This is a genomic window from Archangium lansingense (assembly GCF_026626635.1).
GTDB lineage: Bacteria > Myxococcota > Myxococcia > Myxococcales > Myxococcaceae > Archangium > Archangium lansingense.
Genome location: NZ_JAPNKA010000001.1, coordinates 2,912,363 through 2,934,680, shown reverse-complemented (window position 1 = coordinate 2,934,680; position 22,318 = coordinate 2,912,363). Strand labels below are relative to the sequence as shown.

Sequence of the window (22,318 nt, the reverse complement as noted above, 5' to 3'; positions counted from 1 at the left end):
CGCCCCATGGCCGATACGAACGCCACCGAACTGCTGAACAAACTCTTCACAGGGGTGAAGCTCGGGGAAGTGCCCGCCAAGCCCCTGCCCATGCTCGAGACCGGGCTGCAGCCCGCCTACGCGAACGCACTCGACGAGAAGGACGTCAAGGAGAACGACCGCTTCCTGTCCTCCCTGGCCGCGCTCCTCTACAACGTCGAGCCCGTCAAGCGCGATGACGATGCCACCAAGTTGCGCTTCGACAAGGGCTCGGTGGCCAAGGCCATCCAGCGCGTCGACGAGCTCATCGAAACCCAGCTCAACTCCATCCTCCACGACGAGAACTTCCAGAAGATGGAGGCCGCGTGGCGTGGGCTGGAGGACCTGGTCAACAACACCAACTTCCAGGCCAACATCACCATCGAGCTCCTGGATGTGAAGAAGGAGGAGCTCGCCCAGGACTTCGAGAGCAACTCCAGCGACATCTTCTCCAGCTCGCTCTTCAAGAAGGTCTACGTCCAGGAGTACGATCAGTACGGCGGACGTCCCTATGGCGTCATGCTCGGCCTGTACGAGTTCGATCCGTCCCTCCCGATGGAGCTGGCCTGGCTGGAGCGCATGAGCTGGGTGGCCAATGCCGCCCACTGCCCCTTCATCTCCGCCGCTGACTACAGGTTCTTCTCGCTCGACAAGAAGACCTTCGATGCCCAGGGGCTCGAGGCCCTGCGCAGCCTGGATGGTGTGCTGTCCGAGCCGCGCTACAGCAAGTGGAAGATGCTGCGGGACTCGGAGTCGGGCGCCTACATCGGGCTCACCCTGCCGCGCTACATCCTCCGCCAGCCCTGGCACCCGGAGAAGAATCCCTGCGACGAGGTCTCCACCTTCACGGAGAGGACGCTCGAGTACGCCGAGGTGGACGAGCAGACGAAGCGGGTGCTCGAGCTGCTGCCGGACGACGATGAGCGCAAGAAGCCCAAGGCGGTGGAGGTCATCTCCAAGAACTACCTGTGGGGCAACGCCGCCATCCTGCTGGCGCGCAACCTGGTGAAGGCCTTCGAGCAGTCCGGCTGGTGCCAGTCCATCCGCGGCCCCAAGGGCGGCGGGCAGATCAAGGGCCTGCCCGTGGACACCTTCGAGCTGCGCGGCCAGAAGGCCATCCAGCCCCCGGTGGAGATGATCATCCCCGACTACCGGGAGTACGAGTTCGCCCGCAACGGCTTCATCCCGCTCGTGTACCGGAAGAACGAGGGGGAGGCGACGTTCTTCAGCACCCAGTCCCTCAAGTCCACCAAGCGCTTCAAGGACGCCAAGGACTCGGAGAACTCGCAGCTCGTGGCCAACCTGGCCTACACGTTCTCCATCACCCGCATCGCGCACTACATCAAGTGCATCATGCGCGACAACATCGGCAGCACCGCGGACGCGCCCTACATCCAGCGGCAGATCGACGCGTGGCTGGCCGGGTACGTGACCACGGTGATCAACCCGGATGACCTGACGCTGCGCCGCTTCCCCTTCAAGGCCACCAGCGTCAACGTGGTGAACAAGCCTGGGCAGATCGGCTGGTACTCGTGCGTCATCTCCGTGCTGCCGCACATCCAGTTCGAGGGCCTCGATGTGGAGCTGCGCCTGGAGTCGCGGCTCGGCTGACGCCCCCTCACCCTTTCGCAATCAGGAGTAGACGATGCCCCAATTCGCGCGCGCCCTGGATGTGTACCAGGGATTCAACTTCAAGAAGGACAAGCAGACCCCGGTCGGCTACATCATCTCGATGACCATCGGCGGCAAAGCACTCTCCGCCGACCAGGAGACCATCAAGAACCCCGAGGAGCCGACCAAGAACCTGGACGGCAACGTGGTGGCGGTGCTCAACCACTACCTCTGGGAGACGGGCTCCACGGACGCCGTCTACCTGTCCGGGCAGGTCTCCACCGCCAACAAGCAATTGCTGGCATCCATGCTGCTGGGCGACTGGGCCAGCATCGACGTGGTCTTCAAGTACGTCCTCTTCGAGTACGACCCGCTGGCCAAGAAGTATTTCAAGTCCAACTACCTGGACAAGGAGCTCAACGGCCTGCTGGAGAAGAACGGGGACGACCTGAACCTCGCCATCGCGGACAACGAGTCCACCGAGGTACAGTCACCCAAGAACTTCACCTTCCAGGTGGGCATCAAGCCCCAGACGGTGGAGCAGACGATCAACGTGGCCACCGCCGCGTCCAAGAACATCGTCAAGCAGTGGGGTGTTACGGAGACCAAGGCGAAGTAACGCCCTGGTCCCCCGCCAGCGGAAGACCAAGCCATGCAGCCTCACAAGCTTGCGCGGGTCCGCTGGCGGGTTGGCCAGACGCTGCTCCCCGCCCATTTCCAGAAGCAGGAGCAGTCGCTGGCGGCCGAGGCCCGGCTCCAAGCCGGGCTGTCGGGCCTGCCCCAGTACGGCATCGCCTCGCTCGAGTTGGACAAGGACCAGCTCAAGCAGGGCGTCTTCAGCATCAAGGCGATGACTGCGCTGACGCGCAGCGGCTTCCTGGTGGACGTGCCGGGCAACGCCACCGTGAAGGAGTACGCCCTGAAGGAGGCTGGCACCTCCGAGGTCACCCTCTACCTCTTCCAGAGCCAGCAGGAGCCGGAAGAGGACGATGATGGGCCCCTGCCCGCCTCCGGTGTGCCCCTCGTCGTCCACGAGCTGTTCATCTCCCATCTGCAGACCGTGGAGCACGCCCGGCGGCTGATGACGCTGGCCACGGCGACCATCGACCACAAGCGCAACTGGCGCCTGTCCTCGAAGAAGGCACCCCCGCTGCTGCAGGTGGGCTCCAATCCTCTTCTCGATGAGCTGCTCAGGCGGTTGGACAAGCTGCTCAGCCGGGCCCAGGGCGAGCTGCGCACCTTCCTCGGCGGTGCCCAGGACAACCTGCTGCGCAAGGATCAGCTCACCAATGCCCGCCGCGCCTATTGCGAGGTGCGCGCCCTGCAGTCGCTGCTCGCGGACATGGAGGGAGGCATCCATCCGCATCCCTACGTGTTCTTCAATGCCTTGCGCCGGCTCTATTTCGAGATCTGCTGCTACTACCAGGTAGAGCCCGACGACAAGCAGATGCCGGAATACCGGCACGACAAGCCCGGTCTCAGCCTCAGTGGTTGGATGTCGCTGCTCGATTTCAACCTCAAGGCCCGTGGCACGCAGCCCACCGTCAAGGCCTTCACCTTCAAGCCCAAGGAGGGGCTGTTCCTCATCGAGCTCGGGGAGAAGGATGGGATGACGAAGCCCCTCGAGCAGGACTTCTACCTGCTCATCAAGCGCAAGGAGCCGCAGGGGGGCCGCTCGAAGGAGAAGGAGAACCTGAAGGTCAAGCTGGCCAGTCCGGCGCGGCTGGCGGATGTCCGCCGCCTGGCGCTCAAGGGCATCCCCTCCCAGCATCTCGCGGCCCCCGACTTCCCCCACGACATGCCGCTCGACATCGAGTGGCACCAGCTCAAGGCCGAGGGCAAGGAGTGGCCGCACGCCCTGCGCGAGAACGGTCTGGCGCTGGCCTTCTACGCCACGCCCGCGCTCGAGGGCGCCGAGGTCTCCCTCTTCTGGCGAGGGAAGTGAGATGGTGCGCCGCCCCTTCCTGGACAAGCTCCTCGGAGACAAGCCCGGCCCCCAGGCCCACGACGAGCTGGCCCAGGTGATTCGCAACATCGAGGCCGTCCTCAACACCCAGGAAGGCTATGGGTACTTCCGGCGTGACTTCGGGCTCGGGGACTACACCGGGAAGCGGGGCACCAGCGCCCTGGTGAAGACGCTCACCGAGGAGCTCCAGGAGGAGATCGAACGGTACGAGCCGCGGCTGCGGGACGTGGAGGTGAAGATGCTCGGCCGGGACGCCACGCTGTGGCTGCACTTCGAGCTGACGGCGATGCTGAGAGGCACCCCCCTCACGCTGCAGCTCCTCTTCGATACCGTGAGCAGCCGCGTGCGTATCCAGAGGAAGGAGTGACATGCGCGGGCCCACCCCGGACCGGCTGGTCGTCTCCCTCTCGCTCTCCATCGACGGCACCACCCACACCCTGCCCCCCGGCAACATCCAGTCCTTCGAGCTGGAGCTGCACACCTGGGGCCTGGAGGGCCGCGTGGAGTTCATCCTCGCGGACACCCAGGGACACGGCGGCCAGCAGAAGGACGCGCTCCTGGCCGACTTCCTGAAGCCAGACCTGGCCGAGGTGACGCTGGAGCTGAAGGCCGTCCACACCGACGCCCCGAAGCGCCCCACCCCCACCTCGCTGAAGGTGAAGGGGCTGGTGGCGGACAAGACGCTCACCGAGCTGCCCGCCACTCCCGCGGCCGGAACGCCCCTCCTCCACCGCCGCTACGGCGTGCGCTTCGTCGACGCCGCGCGGCTGCTGTGGAGCCAGCACTTCCCCTGCGTCCTCTACACGCAGAAGACCTTCCAGGACGTGCTCGACGCGCACAAGGGAGAGAAGATCTCCCTCACGTATGACTGGGACGCCGTCCTCGGCGCCACCCGTCCCCAGCTCTTCCTCGGGCTGGGCCCAGAGGCGGACGCGAGCTTCTATGATCTGCTGCTCTGGTACGTGGACGCTCACAACGGCGTGCTCACGTACGACTATGAGTCGCAGGGCTACAAGCTCTCCGCCGCCAAGGACACCCAGGGCACGCCCCTGGAGCCGCGCGCCGCGGACGTGGCCTCGCTGGAGGTCGTCTTCCCCGAGGTCATCCGCCACGACGTGCGGGTGCTCAACGCCATCGCCGAGGACCCCACCACCGAGGACCTCACCCAGACCCAGGCCGTCTCCGGCATCCGCCAGGACGTGCTGCTGCGCACGCCCATCTCCGACGAGGTGCAGGCGCGAGTGGACCGGGAGAAGGCCCGGCTGACGGCCCGCGGCCTGGAGCTGGTGTTGGACTGGAACCGCTTCCCCGCGCTCGCCTTCGTGCCGGGCACGCGGATGAAGCTGCCCTCCACCCAGGGCTGGAGCGCTGCCGGAGTGCCCGCCGACGAGACCTTCCGCGTCCGCCACATGTCCCTGCGCGGCACGGCCATGGACGTGCAGCTCGACTCCGGGCTGGATTCACCGGATGCCGGCTTCCACTTCCAGATGCGCACCCGGCTGGAGCTCCAGGACGAGACCTTTCTCGAGCTGCCCGCCTACACCCCGCCGCGCTACCCCCGCTATGTAGAGGGCACCATCGTCAGCGAGGTGGGTGAGGACGCGGACGAGACCTGGCAGGCCTATACCGACTCCGACACCTCGTTGGACCAGTACAAGGTCAAGATTCCGCTCTGGGATGACCAGGTCATCACCGTCCCGTTCAACCCCAACCTGCTGCCGGGCCACTACTACTTCCCCGCCTACAAGGGCGAGCGGGTGCTGGTGGCGCTCGACTTCCAGCAGGCCTGGCTCAAGCGCTTCCTCGACTGGCGCGCCGGAGCCCGCATGCCCCAGGACGGCCAGGGTGTGCAGCTCCTCATGGGCAAGACGACGCAGAGTGGTACGGCGATGAAGCACTTCTACGAGGACTCCAAGCCCGTCTTCCAGTTGATGCGCACGAATGACAAGGACACGGGGACGCTGCGCATCAAGGAGGGCTCGCTCTTCATCCAGGTGAAGGAGGAGGAGGGCTGAGCGGTCGGGAAACTTGCCCTACCCCCCTTCACGGGGTCTCCTCGTCCCGGCCATGGCGAAGCTGGTCTGCACCATCGAGCTGGACAAGGAAAAGGGCATCACGGTGAAGGTCGAGGATACCCAAGGCCAGCTCACCCAGACGATGACCCTGGACGGCGAGGGCATCACCCTGGAGGTGAAGAGCTCTTCCGACACGAGCACCATTGTCCAGAAGGCAGACAGCGTCACCGTGACCTGCAAGGACTTCAAGGTGACCGCGGACACCGTCACGCTCGAGTCGAAGCAAGCCTCGAAGTGGACGAGCCAGCAGACCCTCGAGCTGAAGAGCACGCAGGACATGACCTTCACCTCGAGCGCGAAGCTCACCCAGAGCGCCACCCAGGACCTCGCGCTCTCCTCCTCCACCGGCAAGGCCAGCATGAAGGCCAGCGCCAGCAAGGTGGAGCTCGAGGGGATGCAGGCGAGCCTGAAGGCCACCGCGGGCGAGGCGAAGGTGGATGGGTTGCAGCTCGCGCTGTCTGGCTCGGCCAAGGCGGAGCTGAAGGCCCCCATGGTCACCGTGTCTGCCCAGGGCAAGCTCGGGCTCGAGTCCACGGGCATGGCCGATCTCAAGGGCTCGATAACGAGTGTCGGCGGCTCGCTCGTGAAGCTGGGGTGAGGGACGCATGGACACCACGGATCAGCTCTACCAGGACTTCCTCTCCGAGATGGACATGCTGGAGCGCTTCCGCCAGCGCTACCGGCAGACCCATCCCTCCGCCCCCCTGGAGCGAGAGGATCCCGACGTCCGCCGGTTGATGGAGTCGATGGCCTTCTTCTCGGTGCAGACGCGGCGCGCCACGCTGCACAACCTGCGCGCCACCTGGATGCGCCTGTTCTCCAGCTTCTTCGACTTCCTGCTCGAGCCGCTGCCGGCCACGGCGCTGGTGCGCGCGGTGCCGGACAAGAAGATGGCCGAGGCGGTGGTGCTGCCCCGAGGCACCGAGCTGCGGCTCACTCCCACCGAGGGCGTGGCTGGCTCCTTCCGCCTCCAGAGAGACCTCCGGGTGCTCCCGCTCGAGCTGGAGAGCTCGCGGCTGGTGGAGCTGAAGAACGGAAACCTCCGCGTCATCCTGAGCTTCGTGTCGGTGCTGAAGGACAACAGCCGCAAGGACTCGGTGGGCCTGCTCAGCCTGCACGTGAGACACCTGGACGAGTACCGCTCCTCGCTCGCCGTGTACCACGCGCTGCGCCAGCACCTGGAGTCGGTGAGCGTCTACTACCACGACGGCGACGACAGCGAAGACGGCAACGCCTACGAGACCGCCCGCGGCGCGCCCTGGAAGCCCTGCAAGCATTCCTACCGCCACCCCGACGAGGTGGAGGACTCGGCCGCCTTCTCCCATCCGCTGCACCGCGTGCGCTCCTTCTTCCAGCTCCCCGAGCAGGGCCTCTTCCTGCACGTGAATGTGGCGCCCCACTCCCGGGAGTGGAAGCGCTTCAGCCTCTGCCTGGACTTGAAGAAGGAATGGACAGTGGGGCGCTCGGCGCGTCCCGACTTCCTCGTGCCCTTCGTCGCGCCGGTGGTCAACCTCAAGGCAGAACCGGCGCAGCTCCTCTCCGTCGACGGCACGCGCTCCGAGTTCCCCCTGCTGAGCCAGAGCGCCGGGCGTGAGTTCCGCCTCCAGTCGGTGAAGGCCGTCTACGAGCTGACCCCCTCGGGGCGCTCGCCCATGCGCCCCACCCATCTGCCGGGCAAAGAGGCGAGCTACGAGCTGGAAGAGGAGCTCGCCGAGGACTTGAGCCCGCGCCACCGGCTGGTGGTCCGCATGCCCGAGGCCTTCACCGAGCCGCGCAAGGTGATGGTGGACGCGCTGTGGTACCAGCCAAAGTTCGCCTCGCAGGCCATTCCTCCCTTCAAGGTATCCACACCGAGCCGGCACGTGGAGGGCATGGGCTGGGAGATGGTGGGCGCGCTCCAACCGCACCGCGACAGCCCGGTGCGCGACAACGTGGCCGCGCTCACCCAGCTCCTGGCCTGGAAGACCAGGCCGACGCTCACGCGCGAGCAGCTCCTCCCTGTGCTGGCCTCGCTCGGCACTCCCGCGGAAAACCCGTTCCAGGCCCTCCTTCCGCTGCTGGGCGAGCTGAAGGTCTCCACGCTGCCGGACGGAGCCATGCGCGGCTCGGGCCTGCGGCACGTCTACGAGCTGGAGCTCGACGCCTTCGAGCCCAGCTTCGAGCCGCTGATGGTGTGTCTGTTGGAGCAGGTGAAGGAGGTGCTCGATGCCTGGAACGCCGAGGCCTCCGTCGAGCTGCGTCCCACGGTGCGCGGCTCGGGCCCGCTGAAGCTCTGGGGGACGCCGTGAAGCGCGCACAGTGGAGGAGTGTCTTCGACACCTACCAGCAGGCGTGCACGCTGCTGGAGGAGTACCTGCCCAAGGAGACGGCCACCGGCCCGGGAGACCAGAAGCCGCCGGCTGGGGACCCCCAGGAGCTGCTCCGCGAGCTGCACAAGCTGCTGCGGGAGGGCATCAAGTCGCTGGAGCAAGCGCTGCTGCGCGATGACCAGCACCTGGGCGCCCTGGAGCTCGAAGACGTCCTGCGCCCCTTCGTGTACCTGGAGGACGAGCTCGTCCAACGCCGGCTGGCCGAGACGAAGCGGAGCGAAGAATGGCCGATGTTGCAGTTCGAGCGCTTCCAGGAGGACTCGGGCGGCGATCTCTTCTTCGAGCTGGCCGACGAACGGCTGAAAGACTCGCCGGGCTCCTCGACGCTCATCTACGAGATGCTGCACTTCTGCCTCACCGCGGGCTTCAAGGGCCGCTATGAGGACAGACCGGCGAGGCTCCGCGACTACAAGATGCAGCTAGCGGAGAGGATTCCACAGCCAGAGCTGGCGAGCGCCCCTCCCGTCCCCGTCACCACCGGGGAGACCCGGCTGCCCGAGGTCCCCTACCTCTATTACGGGGTGACCGGTTTCTTCGTCCTGGCCCTGCCAGTGGTACTGTGGTGGTCATCGAGGTGAATCGAGAGGATGAAGGAGGCGACCGTTACCGCAGACAACGGCCGCGCTCCCCGGGGCGTGCAGGAGAGCCGGGGAGTCGCCGGCCCGCGCCCCACCCCGTCGGAGGGCGTCTCGGTGGGCCCGGAGCTGCTACTGCGGCGGCTGGCCCTGGCCATCGAGTCAGAGCTGCCCCCGCGGCTGCGTGAGGGCGTGGACCCTCTGCTGACCGAGGTACGGCAAGGCGTGGCGGCGCTCTACCCGGGACCGGACCGGGCGCCGCTGACGCCCAAGAAGCGTCAGGAGGAGCGCGAGCAGCTGGGCCAGACGTTGGACACGCTGGAGGAGGTCCTCGAGGCCCTCCAGGTCGCCGCGCACCACCTCCAAGGGAAGGGGTGAGGCGTGGAGACGCTCGGCAAGCTCTGGGACGTGGTGGCCGCGCACTGGGTGCTGATCCTACTGGCCGTGCTCGCCGTGGGCGCGGTGGTGGCCTTCGTATGGTGGCGCAAGAAGAACCCGTCGAAGAGGACCCCGGACGCGGGCACGTCCCCGGCCATCGCCTCCAACCGGCTGCTGCGCGCGCGCCAGCGCTTCCTGAGCGGCATGGAGCTGGTCAAGCGCGCCGCCATGCGAGAGCTGCCCACCGTGGTCGTGTTCGGCCCGCTGCGCGCCGGCAAGACGGAGCTCATCCAGCTCGACGCGGACTATGAGGCGCAGAAGCGCCAGTACCTGCCCAGCTACGTCGACGACGAGCTGATGCAGCTGTACGCCGGGCCGAACACGGTGGTGCAGGAGGTGTCGGCGAAGCTCCTCGAGGACGAGTCTCCCGAGGCCCGCCGTGCGCTGCAGCGACTGTGGAAGGAGTGCTTCGTCAGCAAGCAGCAGGGGCTGGCCGTCATCACCCTCCGGGTGGACTGGCTCGTGGACACCCTGCCCGATGATCAGAAGCGCATCGCCCAGTTTCTGCGCGGCAAGCTCAACCTCATCTCGGAAGCGTGCCGGGTGCCGGTGGAGACGCGCATCTGCGTGACGCACCTGGACCTGCTGCCGGGCTTCACGGACTTCGCGGACCTGATGCACCAGCACGGGGGCTCGCTCACCTTCACGCTGCCCCGGCCCTCCGGTCCCCGCGTGGACGCGACCGAGCTGGCGAAGCTGGAGCAGGAGCTCGTCACCCTGCTGGAGGCCCAGGAGCGCTTCCTCTCCCTGGGACTGACCACGCTCTCGGTGGAGGCCTTCGGGCGGCTGGAGCGATTCTTCTCCCAGAGCGGCAAGGCCTTCAAGGCACTCGCCCGCTTCGTCACCTCGCTGCGCGAGGGCAGCGCCCTCTCCCTCCAGCCCGACCTCCAGTCCCTGTACCTGTCCTTCAAGCCCACGAAGAGCACGGAACAGGCCCGCCCGGTGGGGGCGCTCTCGCTGTCCACCACGGAGCAGCAGGCCCTGGAGCAGCGCAAGCGCTACCTGCGCAAGCACCTGCGCAACTGCGCGGTCATCGCGGCCATCTGTTGCCTGCCGGTGCTGGCCGCGCACGGCAACTTCTATCTGCGGCTGCGGAGCTCCGAGAAGCGCCTGGAGCAGTTCGCCACGCAGATGGCTCCGCTCCCGGCCCACCATGACCTGAGCCTCTTCGAGGGCCAGGTGGTCGAGGTGGGGCAGAAGATGAATGAGCTGTGGAAGGCCATGGGCTACTGGCCTCCGCTGAAGTCCAGCCACCCCCAGCGCGTGGAGGGTCTGAAGACAGACCTGGCCGCGGTCCTCCGCCAGGTCCACCTCAAGCCCACCCTCGAGCAGTGCGGCAAGTCTCCGCATGCGTGCCGCCCGGAGCAGCTCGTGCACCTGCTGGCCATCCTCTATTCCTCCCGGGACGAGGATCTCGGCAGGCTGGTCATCAAGGACAGCTGGAGCAAGCATCGCTGGGAGTGGGCACCGGAGACGGAGCACTACAGCTCCCTCATCGAGCAGCGCACCAGCTGGGTCTCCGCGCTCGGCCTGAACGAGTCACTGGTCGAGGACTATGTCCTCTGCAGCAATACGCCCTGGCAGGCCTCGATCGATCCGAAGGATGACTGGGCGCGCTGGCCCTTCCAGCGGGAGCTCTCGGGCAAGGCGCAGCTCCAACGCTGGATGAAGCACCTCCAGGAGTTGAAGCGGGTCATGCAGGCCGAGTCGTGCGAGGAGCTGGCGAAGCTGGAGGAGCTGCGGCCGGAACGGGAAGCGCTGAAGGGGACCATCGAGGACAGCGTGATCTTCGGGAGCTCGCTGAAGCGGATGCGCCCCTACATGGAGAAGGTGCTCCTGAGCGCGTCCTCCAGCACGCCCACTCCGCCGGAAGAGGCGCGCAAGAAGCTCAAAACCATCCAGGGCTCCCTCGATTCCATTCAGGAATCCCTCGACTGGGTGAACGACAACCGGCAGACGCTCACGGCATTGCTGACCATGGAGGAGGACGCCTACGACGGTTGGAAGGCGGTCGAGAAGCTGTCCATCGCCGCGCGGCTCACCCGGGATGGGCTCTGGGACACCTCCAGCGACGACGGCAACCTCAATGTGGTGTCGCCCGCCTCGCAGCCCGAGGCTCCCGCGCAGCCGCTGCCCGTCGCTCAGCAGCCCAAGCTTCCCGCGCAGCAGGCCAAGCCTCCCGCGCAGCAGGCCAAGCCTTCCGCTCAGCAGACCAAGCCCGACGTGCGGCTGGCTTCGCATACGTCTTCCGCCCAAGCGCCGCTCCAGGTGACGGTGGCGCAGAACTACTTCGACTTCATCCCGCAGAAGCACTCGCGAGAGCTGATGCGGATGCTCATCGACAAGGACGCCTGCAAGCCGGCGAACAAGGCCACCGCGGACGCCAAAGACGCCACGGACGCCACGAAGGAGACGGCGGAGCAGAAGCTGCTCCGGCTGAACTTCGAGTTCTACACCCAGCACAAGCCCCTGGTGGATGAGTTCACCCAGCTGATGCAGAGCGCCCAGCTCTCCCCCACCGAAGCCCCGCAGCGCCAGGAGCTCGTGCGCCAGCAGGTGGACACGTTCGCCCTGAACTACCGCGAGGCCCTCTTCGACCGGGTATCCGCCTACAACTTCGAGCCCACCCCCTCCCTGTACAAGGCGATGGGAGAGATCACCCAGCCCGCCTCGAAGCTGGTGGACATGCTGCGCGACGTGTCCAGCCGGGCCAACCTGGAGCCGATGGAGGGGCCCTACTACGACTCGGTGCGCAACGCCGTGACGCCCTTCTCCCCCATCGTCCAGCTCATGGTGCAGGACAAGAACGGCAACTACACCGCGCTCGATGCCTACCGGATGCTGCTCGCGCGCTTCATCGACGAGCTGAACGCCAGCAAGCCTTCTGGCGGCAAGGACGCCAAGGAAGAGAAGGCGGACAAGGCGGACAAGGCCGCGGAGGGCGAAGCCGACGGTCCCCCCAAGCTCACCGAGAAGCTCTCGCCCCTGGGGCGGCTGGCGCTCTCCATGCTCCTCGAGGAGAAGGGCTCCTACCTGCGCGAGGTGGACGCCTGGATGGATGCCCAGGGCCTCATCGGTCCGCTGCGGGTGCCCTTCCGCAAACCCTTCGAGCTGGCGCGGGACCTGGGCAGGCAGGAGATCCAGGACCTGTTGCGGCGCGAGTGGGACGCGGTGGCGTCGCAAAAGCTCTGGCCGCTGCTGGAGCGCTACCCGTTCCGTCCGGAGTCACTGGAAGAGCTGGAGCCCAGCCAGCTCGAGGTGCTTCGCCGCAAGGACGGCTCGTTCTGGCAGTTCGTGGAGCGGATGATCTCCCCGGTGTGCGAGGAGCGCGGCACGCAGTGGGCGCTGCGAAGCGCGCTCAGGGGCCGGCTGGCGCTGCCGAGCAAGATGCTGACCACGCTCGGCAGGGTGTCCGAGCTGTCACGCGTACTGTGGGATGACGAGGGCAAGCCCCGTCCGCTGATGCTCCAGGTGATGCCCCAGCCGCTGCCGCCCTCTCCGGCCAAGGACTGGTTCATCACCATGGCCACGCTCAAGTGCGGCAAGGCCACCGCCTCCAGCTACAACCAGGCCCCCTCCTGGCAGGACTTCCCCGTCACCTGGTGGAGCCAGCCAACGGCCTCGCTCAGCCTGGAGCAGCGCTCGCCCAAGCAGGAGAAGCAGCAGTACAGCACGCTGGAGAAGTCCTCCTCCTGGAGCTGCTTCCGCCTGCTCGAGTCCTCCGCCACCTTCAGCTCCGACCAACTCCGCACGTGGCGCCTGCACCGGCGCGGCGCCGAGCCCAACAGTCCAGCGGTGGAGCTCAAGTTCCGCGTGAGGGGCGAGCCCTGGACGCCGTTCCGGGAGGTGGTGCGGTGAGCACTCTTCTTCGGTCCCTGGCGGCGCTGGCGACCCTGGTGCTGGGAGGGTGCCTGCCGGGCCACCTCTCCCTCAGCGTCAAGTCGCCCGCGGGCAGCAACGAGGGGCGCCCGCTCTACATGCTCGTGCGCAAGGTGGACGCCAAGCAGTACGCCTCCGAGACCTACTCCGAGGTGGCCGCCAGGGTCGTCGACCCGGATGAGTCGGTGCTGCAGCGCGAGGTCATCTACCCCGGTACCCTCCAGAACATCCGGGTCAAGCTGCCGCCGGAATCGCCCGTAGCCGTCTACTTCCTCTTCACCACGCCGGATGGTCCCTCGTGGCAGGTGTTGCTCGAGCCGCCGGTGAAGTCCTCGCTCGACATCGAGCTGGAGGGAAACCGGATCCGGGCCGAGGTCACCTCGGGTCCGGCCATTGGCGCCGAGCCCAAGCCGCCCGAGCTGAAGCCTCCGGAGCTGCCCGCTGCCGGCGAGAAGAAGTAGGCGGCCCCGAGCCTCGCGCTCAGAGGGTGCGCACCTGAGCCCCGAGCGCTTCGAGCGCCGCCGACACCTGCGCCCGGACCGCATCCACCGGCTGGGAGAAGTTGGCGCCGGCCTCGAGCGAGTCGATCACCGCGAGCAACTGCGTGCGGGCCGTGTCGACACGGGACGAGAGCTGCTCGAGCTGCGCCTGCGCCGGCTCCTTCGTGCTGGCCGCGCTCCCCTGGAAGCTGGTCAGCGCCTGATCCACCCGCTCCGTCAGCGTCGACTCGAGCCGCGCCATGGCCTGCCGTGCCGACTCGAGGGCCGTGTCCACCGAGGCGCCCACCCCATCGACACTGGATTTCACCTGCCCCCGGGTGGAGGAGATCTGCGACTCGGCGTTCGTGCGCACCGACTCGAGCTGCGCGAGCGCGGTCTTGACGCCGTTGTTGAGCTGCTCCTGGAGTGAGCCGAGCTGCTGCTTCACCTGGGACTTCAGCGACTCCACACGCTCGGCCACCTGCTGCTTCAAGGCATTCACCTGCTGCACCGCCTGGTCCCGCACCGTGCCGATCTGCTGAACCACGCTGGCCACCACCTGGTCCACCTGCGCCAGGGCCTGCTGGATGCTCTGGAGGATGCTCTGGGTGAGGGTGTCCACCTGCTGCAGGAGCTGCTGCTGCACGCTCTGAAGCTGCGCGAGCGCCTGGGACTGCACGGTCTGCACCTGCGAGAGGATCTGCTCCTCCATCGACTTCAGCTGCGAGGCCACCTTGCTGGCGATGGCGTCGAGCTGGGAGGTGATCTGCGAGACCACCTTGTCGATGGCCTGCATGGCCGGCTTCACCAGGGGCTTGGGCAGGGCCGAGGCGGGAATGGCCTCGAGCAGCTCCATGGCCCGGGCGCGCAAGGCCTCGAGCGAGCTGATCAGGCTCTGGAACAGGGTCTGGAGCTTGTCGAGCTGCTCGGGCAGTACCGCGAAGAGCGCCTCGAGCTGCGCCTGAAGCTGGGCGAGCTGCTTCAGGAGGCCGTCGAGCGTGGAGAAGACCTGGTCGAGCGCCTTCTGCACGGGCTCCTTGATGGACGCGACGGTGGTGGTCGTGGTCCGCACCAGGGTGTCCAGCGTCTGGCCCACCGTGGTGATGACCGAGTCGATCTGCGACTGCACCTGGTCGATGAGCTTCTCCACCAGCTCGATCTGTCCGCTCAGTGCGCCCACCAGGCCCGTCAGCGTCTGTTCGAGCGTGTCGAGCGCTTGCGAGGCCTGGTCCCGCCCGCTCTGGAGCGTCCCCCCCACCTCGGTCTCCAGCGTGTCGAGGACGGTGTTGGCTGAGTCCGCGGCGGACTGAACCTTGGAGCGCAACGGCACGAGCTGATCCCGGAGCTGGCCGATCTGGCGCCGGGCCTCGGCCTTCATCGACTCACCGGTCGACTGGACGCTGTCGTGGATCGTCTGCAACGTCGCGGAAGGGGGAGCGGAGACAGACTCGAGGAATTGGGAGAGCTGGGAGGTCCTCGCCTCGGCCCTCCCGCGCGCCGAGGAGACCTGGCCGAGCACGGAGTCGAGGGCAGCCGTGAGCTGCGAGACCGTGCTGTCGAGCGTGCCCGCCACCTGCGCCTGGGTCTGGTCGATCATCGCCCGGCCCCGCTGCTGCCGGGACTGGAGCGCCGCGGGTGTGCCCCCCTCCGCCTTCAGCCGTGTATCGAGCTCGGAGGAGAGCGCCTCGCACTTCTGGCCCACCTCCTGTCGCAGCGACTCGAGCTGACCCTGGGCGGACTGCCCGGACTCGCGGGCCTTGCCCTCCACGGACTCGCAGCGGGACGAGACATCAGAAGTGAGTGTGTCGAGCGAGCCACGAATCTTGCCCGCGGTGTCCTCGAGCTGCTGCCGGAGGGCGAGTACCTCGGACGCCACCTGCTCGAACTTGGACCACAGCGCCTTCATCCGTTCAGGGCTCCAGCCCGGCCAGCTCGGTGTCGAGCGCCTCGATGCGAGACGAGAGCCCCGACACCACCGTCTCCACGTCGGGGCGGATGCTGGCGATGGTGGCCACGACTCCGTTCACGAGGGACTCGAGCTGGGCCCGGGCCCCCTGCACATGGGTCCCCACCCCCGCCCCGAAGGTCTCCACCTCGCCCCGGAGTTCCGTCACCGCACCACGCAGTTCCTGCATGACTCCTCCTACCGCGCTCCGGGCCTCAGCGCAGCTTCTCGAGCGCCGCCCGAGCCTCTGTCGCCGCCCCTTGCACCTGGGCCGAACGATCCGCGAAGCCATCCAGCGCGCCGGTGAGCTCCCCCTTGGCGGCGGCCACCTTCGCGCCCAGCGCCGCCCGAGCGGAGGCCAGCGCGGCCATCGTCTCGGCAGTGGCGCTGTCGATGCCCGCCTGGATATTGCCCACCGACTGCCGGTAGCTGGCCTTGGTGTCGCCGATGGCTCCGCCCACGGCCATGGAGAAATCCCCCTTGGCGGCCTCGACCTTGGGGGTGACGTCGTAGGTGGACTCGGACTTCTGGGCGCCCTGCTCCTCCTCGACCTTGAGGAGCATCGTGCCCTCGCTGATGCGGACGGTCTGCTTGTCCGCGGCCGAGACGCGCCGCAGGTTCCACACCGGCTTGCTGTCCTGGTAGTCGTGGGAGAGCGCCGTCTGGCTGGTGTCGTTCTTCCCGAGCAACATCTGGTCGCCCTGCCCGTCCTGGGGCATGTGCACGGTGTCGCCCCAGTCGAGGAAGCGGCGCAGCTCGGCCCGCTCGAAGTAGAGCGCCAGCAGCACCCGCCCGTTCTTGTAGGGCGGGAAGTAGAAGTGCCCCGGAAAGAAGCCGGGCTCGGCGGGGATGCTCACCGTCTTGTTCCACAACGGCACCTGCACACGATGCTGGGAGATGGACGTCTTCTCGTCCTCCAGCAGGAACCAGCTCCGGTCCTTCTCCTGGCCTCCCGGGCTGACCACCTTGCCCTCGACGTAGATGGGGTAGCGCGGCGGGCGGTACGCGGGGAAGGTGGGCACCGGCTCGGACTTGGGCTCGAGCCGGGCCGCCATCTCCAGCGAGTAACCGGCGTCGGGGGACTGCTGCTCGTCATGGGGGCCCTCGCGCAGGGCGCGGCCCTCGAGCTCCAGCGAGAGCACCCGCTGGTCCTCCCCTCCCCCCGTCAGCGCGGAGCTCCAGAGGCCCCCTTCGAGCCGCACCAGCGCGCCAGGGTGCACGGCCACCGTGGGGAGCTGCCGGAAGGTGACCTGGAGCTGGCGCTGCTGCCCCCGGAGGCGGCCCTTCTCGAGCGTCTGCCGCTGCTCGGCCACGGAGGTGAGGGGCGTGCGCAGCAGCACGTCGTGCGAGATACCCTGCGCGGCCTGCGACTGCTCGAGCGCCACCGTGGTGGACCCCTGGGCCAGGGCATTGAGCACCCGAGCCGCGTGGCGAATGGGCGGAGGGAGCTGGACGTCGACCCGTTCAACCTCGCGGCGGTCGAGCGTGGCCGCGGTGCCGCCCTGGGGCTTTTTGCCGGAGAGGAGGTACGTGTCCTTCTGGCTGTCGTAGCTCCACACGCCGCCACGCGAGTGCGTGTACCAGAGGACGAAGTCGTAGAAACTGGTCCGCCGATCGTCCTCGCCCAGGGCGAGGCACAGCAGCGGATGCTCATCCTGGAGCACATCCCAGTCACAGGTGAGCTGGAGGGGGCCCGCCTTGTGCGCGGTGAGCAGGTCCGCCATCGTCTTGTCGGTGTACAGCTCGGTGGGGCGGTGCTGGCGCCAGAGCACCTGGGCGGCGTCCGCGAACTCGAGCGAGTAGTGACGAAATGCCCGCTCCTCCCCGTCGAGCCCACCGTGGGAGAGCCCCGCGAGGCTCCGGGTACGGACCAGGCCCTGGACGACGAGCGGTGCGGGGGGCGTGCCCTCCATGGGATACACGCGGGCCACGGACAGCCGGAGCTGGAGGAGGTCCGGCGCGCGGAAGGCGGCGAAGAGCGGGGCGTCCTGCTTCTCCAGCGAGGTCCAGAAGGAGACCGAAGCGGTGAAGCCATAGGGGGCCAGGCGCACGGAGAAGTGCTTCACCTGTCCGCCCGGAATGGAGAAGGACTGGTCGCCCGCGGTGAGCACCAGCTCGAGCTTCAGCTTCTCCTGAAAGGCCATGCCTCATTCAACCCCAGCCCTACCGGGAGGCAACTCCGAGGCCAATCTACGTGCTGGCGCCGGGCGAACGGGTCAGCCCACCTTGCGCTCCGTGGACCCAGCCTCGCTGCTCACGACTTCTCCCTCGAGGCTCACGGGCTCGGACGCGGGCTCGTCTTGGAAGGCACTCGGCAGCAGGTTGAAGGGCAACACCTTCGCCAGGGCCACCAGCAACAACATCCCTCCCGGTGCCGCGAAGATGGCGAGCGCCGGAATCGCCTTCGCCACGTCAATCAATTGCGCCCGCATGCGCTGGCGCTCCTCGGCCGTCAGCGCCTGCCCTCGTGCGGCCTTGGTGAGCAAGTGGTACAGCTCGCCCGTCTCCCGCACCTCCTGCATCAGCCGGTGGAAGTTCCGCTCCAGCGTGTTCTGCATGCGGGACACCATGTCCTCGCCCATCAGATTCGCGGCGGAGGACACCGTGAACACATCCACCACCGAGCGGTTCTTCGCGTAGAACTCGGCCACCTCCAGCTCCAGCTGGTGCACCGTGCTCTCCGGCACCCGGAGCTCATGCGCGAGCTGATCGATGAAGGCGCGCTCGCCCCGCGTCCGCCGGCCATCCACCAGCGAGGCCAGCAGCGTCTGCTCCAGGATGAACCGTCGCAGATCCACGCTGCTCACGTTCTTCACCGTCGTACTCAAGGAGCGGCGGCGCTCGAAGGCCTGCCTCACGGCGACGCGCAGCTCACCCTCGAGCTCATCCGGAAGCCCCAGGTCCTCCACCTGCCGGAGGATGGCGCGGCGCGCGGAGAACGTAGGCTGCCGGTCCACGCAGGCCAGGCCCGTGAGCACCTCCACGAGGAGCGCCTTCTGCCGGGCGGCGAAGTCGATGCGGCGCCGGGCCATCTCATGGTTCAGCCCCCCGCGGGAGAAGTAGTCGAGCGCCTGCCGGCCGAACATGTGTGCGTCGGCGTAGAGGGCCCCGTTGTGCAGGACGAGCCCATACGCTGGATCTCCTGACAGCGAGAGGGCACGGCGCTCCAGCGCATCCTCCACCCGGCCCCACAGCCGCTTTGGAACCTCCTGCCCCTGGCGCACCTTCTCCTCAACGGAGCGCGCCTCGTCGAGCTGGCCAGTGAGGACGGCGAAGAGCAGCAGCAGTTGCTCGCGGCGGGGCCCCTCGGGCGAGCCGGCCAGGATCGCAATGTCCAGGGCCATGCGCGCGAAGGTCCGCATCACCGCGCGGAAGAGCACCTCCTCGGGAGAACCTGTTCCAGCAGACTCGGAGGATGTGCCCTCGGCGGAAACGCTACCGTCCGCGGGAGTGCCGTAGAGCAGCCCGCTGGCGCGCAGCATCCGGCGCACATACGAGCGGGCGCGGGCCCGGCCTGAGCTGGACTCGGAGAGTCCCGACGGCACCACCGGAGCCGGCGCGCGCACATGGGCCGCGACCGACTCCTCGAGCAGCGAGGACAGCCAACCCGCCTTGCCTAGATCCATTCGAATCCACCCCAGGTGCCGCGCGAGGCGGTGTTCCCGGAAATACTCCACTTACGTCCCGACGCCAACGGCCCCACCCCACGAGGAGGTGGAGCCGTTGACAGACACACGCGTGCTACAGCGCGGTGGCCTTGCCGATCTCCAGCGACATGAGCTTGTTGCGCATGTGTGTACTCCTCCTCGGAACGACAGGTCTCCCGCAGTGCCACCGGGGCACCCTGCGGTCGAGGGGCCGCATATTCGGCGAGCGGGCAATCGTCCAGAGGCAAATCTGGCAGCTGTCACAGGCTGGTGGACAGTTGCACCCATCAGGGCGTACGCGTCGCGGCATACCCGCTATAGCCTTCACCGACTGTGGACCATCGCTTTCAGGTCAACCTCCGGGGGGTCATCGACCTCCTCTCCCACCACCTCTACAGCACGCCCGGCGTGTTCGTGCGCGAGCTGCTGCAGAACGCCACCGACGCCATCCGCGCCCGGCGTCACCTCGAGCCCCCCCACCCCGGAGCGGTGCGGGTGGAGCTCATCGAGAAGCAAGACGGTGGCCTGCCTACCCTGCTCTTCAGCGATGACGGCGTGGGGCTGACGGAGGAGGAGCTGCACCGCTTCCTGGCCACCATCGGCGAGAGCTCCAAGCGCGAGACGCTGGAGGCACGCCGCAACGACTTCATCGGCCAGTTCGGCATCGGCCTGCTGTCCTGCTTCATGGTGTGCGACGAGCTGCTGGTGGTGACGCGCTCGGCCAAGGGAGACGGGCGCACCATGGAGTGGCGGGGCCGGCATGACGGCACGTACGCCGTGCGGCCCTCCGAGCACCCGCTGGAGCACCCGGGCACCCAGGTCTTTCTCGTCGCCCGGCCGGACGCCGCTGAGTACTTCACCGCGGAGCGGGTGCGGCAGCTCGCGGTGCACTACGGGGGCCTGCTGCCCTTCCCCATCCACCTCATCGCGGACGGCCGCACCGAGCACCTCAACCCAGCCCCTCCTCCCTGGCGCCGCAAGTACGAGAGCGCGGCCGAGCGCCGTGCAGCGCTGCTGGCCTACGGGCGCGAGGTGTTCGGCCAGGACTTCGTGGACTGCATCCCCCTGCGCGCGGAGGCGGGCCAGGTGGAGGGGGTGGCCTTCGTGCTGCCCTTCTCGCCCCACTTCAACGCGCGCCAGAAGCACCGCGTGTACCTCAAGGACATGCTGCTGTCCGAGAGCGCGGAGAACCTGCTCCCGGAGTGGGCCTTCTTCGTCAAGTGCGTGGTGAATGCCCAGGGCCTGCGCCCCACCGCCAGCCGCGAGGCCTTCTACGAGGACGACACGCTGGCGCGCGCCCGCGACTCGCTCGGCCAACTGCTGCGCCAGTACCTGGTGGACCTGGCCCACCAGGATCCGCGCACCTTGCAGCGGCTCATCGCCCTGCATGGCCTCTCAGTGAAGGCGCTCGCGCTGGACGATGACGACTTCTACCGGCTCGTCATCCACTGGCTGCCCTTCGAGACCACGCTGGGGATGATGACGCTGGGGCACTACCGCCAGTCCTTCCCCATGGTGCGCTACGTCAACACGCTGGATGCCTTCCGGCAGGTGGCACGCGTGGCGGCGGCACAGGGGCTGTGCATCCTCAACGGGGCCTACACGCACGACACCGCGCTGCTGGAGAAGCTGCCGCGCGTGCTGCCGGACGCCCAGGTGGAGCTCTTCTCCGCGGCACAGCTTCCCCAGGGCTTCGAGGAGCTGACGGCGGAGGAGCGACAGGCGGTGGCTCGGCTGCGACAGGTGGCCACGGAGGCGCTGGAGCCGTTCCGCTGCGAGGTGAGCATCAAGAAGTTCCTCCCTCCCGAGGTGCCCACGCTCTACGGAGACGTGGACGACGGAGCCTTCCGGCGCGACGTGGAGCGCGCCCGCGAGGAGACGGACGAGCTGTACGCCTCGGTGCTGGAGGGAGCGCTGGCCGAGTCTCGCGAGGAGGCGCGGCCACAGCTCTGCTTCAACCTCCGCAACCCCGTGGTGCGCAGGCTGGCGCGGGTACGGGACGAGGCGCAGCTCAAGCTGTCGGTGGAAATGCTGTACGTACAGGCGCTGCTGCTGGGACACCGCCCGCTCAACGCGCGGGAGATGGCGCTGCTCAACCGGGGGCTGCTCGGCCTCATCTCGGCGCGCCTGGATGACGACGAAGGTACAGGAGGCATTCATTGACGGAGCAGGACTGGCGCGAGCAGGTGAATCACTTGCTCGGGCGCGCGGAGAGACTGGACCCGGGCGAGGCCAAGGTGATGGCGCTCGAGGAGGCCGCTCGGCTCGCGGACGCGCATGGGGACATGCCGCTCGCCTTCGAGGTGCGGGGCGCCATCATCGACGCGGCCACCTTCGGGGGCTTCCCAGACCGAGCCCTGGTGGCCTTCGCCTGGTGCCGGGGGCAGCAGCAGCGCGACCCGGTGCGCTACCCACCCGAGGATTTGCTGTGGAAGCAGAAGTGGGTGGTGGGCCGGCTCGACGAGTTCCCTCACATCAGCCGCAAGCAGATTGCGGGCGCGCTGGACGATGTAGAGCAGTGCTTCACGAAGGCGGGAGCCGGACGGCGGGCGATGCTCAAGCTGCGCTACCAGGCCGCTCGAGACATGGGCGACACCACGGTGGCGGAGGAGTTCTGGGCGCAGTGGGTTCGCGAGCCGCGCGATCACCTCACGGACTGCCGCGCCTGCGAGCTGGATGACGAGCTGGACCACCACCTCGACCAGGGCGAGTACGCCATGGCGCTGGAGAAGGCACGGCCCCTGCTCGAGGGACGCAGCGCGTGCGCGGAGGTGCCGCACCTGACGCTCGGCAGCGTGCTCTACCCTCTCTTCAAGCTGGGACGGTTGGAGCAGGCGCGCGACTACCACCTGCGCGGCTATGCCCTGGTGCAACGCAACCGGGAGTTCCTCGCCACCGTGGGCGAGCACCTGGAGTTCCTGACACTCACGGGCAATGTGGAGCGCGGGCTGAAGCTCTTCGAGCGGCACGTGGGATGGGCGCTGGAGCATGCCAGCCACCGAGACCGATTCACCTTCCACTCGGCCGCGCTCGCACTCATGGAACAAGCCCTCGCGGAAGGACGGGAGCAGGTGGCGATCTCCCTCCCGCGAGCGTTCACGCTGTACTCGCCCGAGGGGGCCTACGAGACACGGACCCTTCGCGGCTGGCTCGCCTCTCAGGCAGAGGGCATCGCGGCGAAGTTCGACTCGCGCAACGGGACGGACCGCTTCGGCCGGCTGCTCGCACGGACACGGCGGCTCGGCACCGAAGTGGTGCCCTTTCCCATTGACAGTCCTCTCCCAGGATAACGAGCCTTTCGAGAAATACCGGCACG

General features: G+C 67.7%; 17 protein-coding genes. 13 read left to right on the top strand and 4 right to left on the bottom strand.

Going from position 1 to position 22,318, the window contains the following annotated elements:
• Positions 1-6 precede the first annotated feature (6 nt).
• Genes tssC through OV287_RS11610 form a run of 11 tightly spaced genes read left to right on the top strand, consistent with a single transcriptional unit; the run spans position 7 to position 13,392 of the window.
• Positions 7-1,629, top strand: a complete 1,623-nt coding sequence (tssC, locus tag OV287_RS11660) for a type VI secretion system contractile sheath large subunit (RefSeq protein WP_267534098.1) — start codon at positions 7-9, stop codon at positions 1,627-1,629.
• Positions 1,630-1,663: 34 nt separating this feature from the next.
• On the top strand, positions 1,664-2,248 hold the full coding sequence (locus OV287_RS11655) for a hypothetical protein (protein WP_267534097.1): 585 nt from the start codon (positions 1,664-1,666) through the stop codon (positions 2,246-2,248).
• 33 nt (positions 2,249-2,281) lie between these two features.
• Complete coding sequence (gene tssK, locus OV287_RS11650; protein WP_267534096.1) at positions 2,282-3,574, top strand: type VI secretion system baseplate subunit TssK; 1,293 nt, start codon at positions 2,282-2,284, stop codon at positions 3,572-3,574.
• Between the two features lies 1 nt (position 3,575).
• A complete protein-coding gene (gene tssE, locus OV287_RS11645; protein ID WP_267534095.1) occupies positions 3,576-3,962 on the top strand; it encodes a type VI secretion system baseplate subunit TssE in 387 nt (128 codons plus the stop codon).
• A gap of 1 nt (position 3,963) precedes the next feature.
• Positions 3,964-5,610: a hypothetical protein gene (locus OV287_RS11640; RefSeq protein WP_267534094.1), complete on the top strand. Its 1,647-nt coding sequence runs from the start codon at positions 3,964-3,966 to the stop codon at positions 5,608-5,610.
• A gap of 52 nt (positions 5,611-5,662) precedes the next feature.
• Positions 5,663-6,268 carry a hypothetical protein gene (locus tag OV287_RS11635; RefSeq protein WP_267534093.1) on the top strand — a complete coding sequence of 202 codons (606 nt, stop codon included), beginning with the start codon at positions 5,663-5,665 and terminating at the stop codon, positions 6,266-6,268.
• A 7-nt stretch (positions 6,269-6,275) separates the two neighbouring features.
• A complete protein-coding gene (locus tag OV287_RS11630; RefSeq protein ID WP_267534092.1) occupies positions 6,276-7,958 on the top strand; it encodes a type VI secretion system baseplate subunit TssF in 1,683 nt (560 codons plus the stop codon).
• Complete coding sequence (locus OV287_RS11625) at positions 7,955-8,617, top strand: DotU family type IV/VI secretion system protein (RefSeq protein ID WP_267534091.1); 663 nt, start codon at positions 7,955-7,957, stop codon at positions 8,615-8,617. The genes OV287_RS11630 and OV287_RS11625 overlap by 4 nt, the downstream gene beginning before the upstream one ends.
• A 9-nt stretch (positions 8,618-8,626) precedes the next feature.
• The gene (locus tag OV287_RS11620; RefSeq protein WP_267534090.1) at positions 8,627-8,992 is read left to right on the top strand and encodes a hypothetical protein; all 366 of its coding nucleotides are present in this window, start codon (positions 8,627-8,629) and stop codon (positions 8,990-8,992) included.
• A 3-nt stretch (positions 8,993-8,995) separates the two neighbouring features.
• Positions 8,996-12,910 (top strand): type VI secretion protein IcmF/TssM N-terminal domain-containing protein, encoded by a 3,915-nt coding sequence (locus OV287_RS11615; RefSeq protein ID WP_267534089.1) that lies wholly within the window; start codon positions 8,996-8,998, stop codon positions 12,908-12,910.
• Positions 12,907-13,392 carry a hypothetical protein gene (locus OV287_RS11610; RefSeq protein ID WP_267534088.1) on the top strand — a complete coding sequence of 162 codons (486 nt, stop codon included), beginning with the start codon at positions 12,907-12,909 and terminating at the stop codon, positions 13,390-13,392. Before OV287_RS11615 ends, OV287_RS11610 begins: the two co-directional genes overlap by 4 nt.
• Before the next feature lie 19 nt (positions 13,393-13,411).
• Here the strand turns inward: OV287_RS11610 and OV287_RS11605 are convergent, their stop codons facing one another.
• From OV287_RS11605 to OV287_RS11590, 4 genes are all read right to left on the bottom strand, one after another.
• Positions 13,412-15,316: an apolipoprotein A-IV repeat region-like domain-containing protein gene (locus OV287_RS11605; RefSeq protein WP_267534087.1), complete on the bottom strand. Its 1,905-nt coding sequence runs from the start codon at positions 15,314-15,316 to the stop codon at positions 13,412-13,414.
• Positions 15,317-15,320: 4 nt separating this feature from the next.
• Complete coding sequence (locus tag OV287_RS11600) at positions 15,321-15,545, bottom strand: hypothetical protein (RefSeq protein ID WP_267534086.1); 225 nt, start codon at positions 15,543-15,545, stop codon at positions 15,321-15,323.
• 25 nt (positions 15,546-15,570) lie between these two features.
• The gene (locus OV287_RS11595) at positions 15,571-17,499 is read right to left on the bottom strand and encodes a hypothetical protein (protein ID WP_267534085.1); all 1,929 of its coding nucleotides are present in this window, start codon (positions 17,497-17,499) and stop codon (positions 15,571-15,573) included.
• A 72-nt stretch (positions 17,500-17,571) separates the two neighbouring features.
• Positions 17,572-18,981 carry an LETM1 domain-containing protein gene (locus OV287_RS11590; protein WP_267534084.1) on the bottom strand — a complete coding sequence of 470 codons (1,410 nt, stop codon included), beginning with the start codon at positions 18,979-18,981 and terminating at the stop codon, positions 17,572-17,574.
• 354 nt (positions 18,982-19,335) lie between these two features.
• Between OV287_RS11590 and OV287_RS11585 the strand changes: the two genes are divergently transcribed.
• Entirely contained in the window at positions 19,336-21,165 is a 1,830-nt protein-coding gene (locus OV287_RS11585) for an HSP90 family protein (protein WP_267534083.1), read from the top strand.
• Complete coding sequence (locus OV287_RS11580) at positions 21,162-22,292, top strand: hypothetical protein (RefSeq protein WP_267534082.1); 1,131 nt, start codon at positions 21,162-21,164, stop codon at positions 22,290-22,292. The genes OV287_RS11585 and OV287_RS11580 overlap by 4 nt, the downstream gene beginning before the upstream one ends.
• Positions 22,293-22,318: the final 26 nt, after the last annotated feature.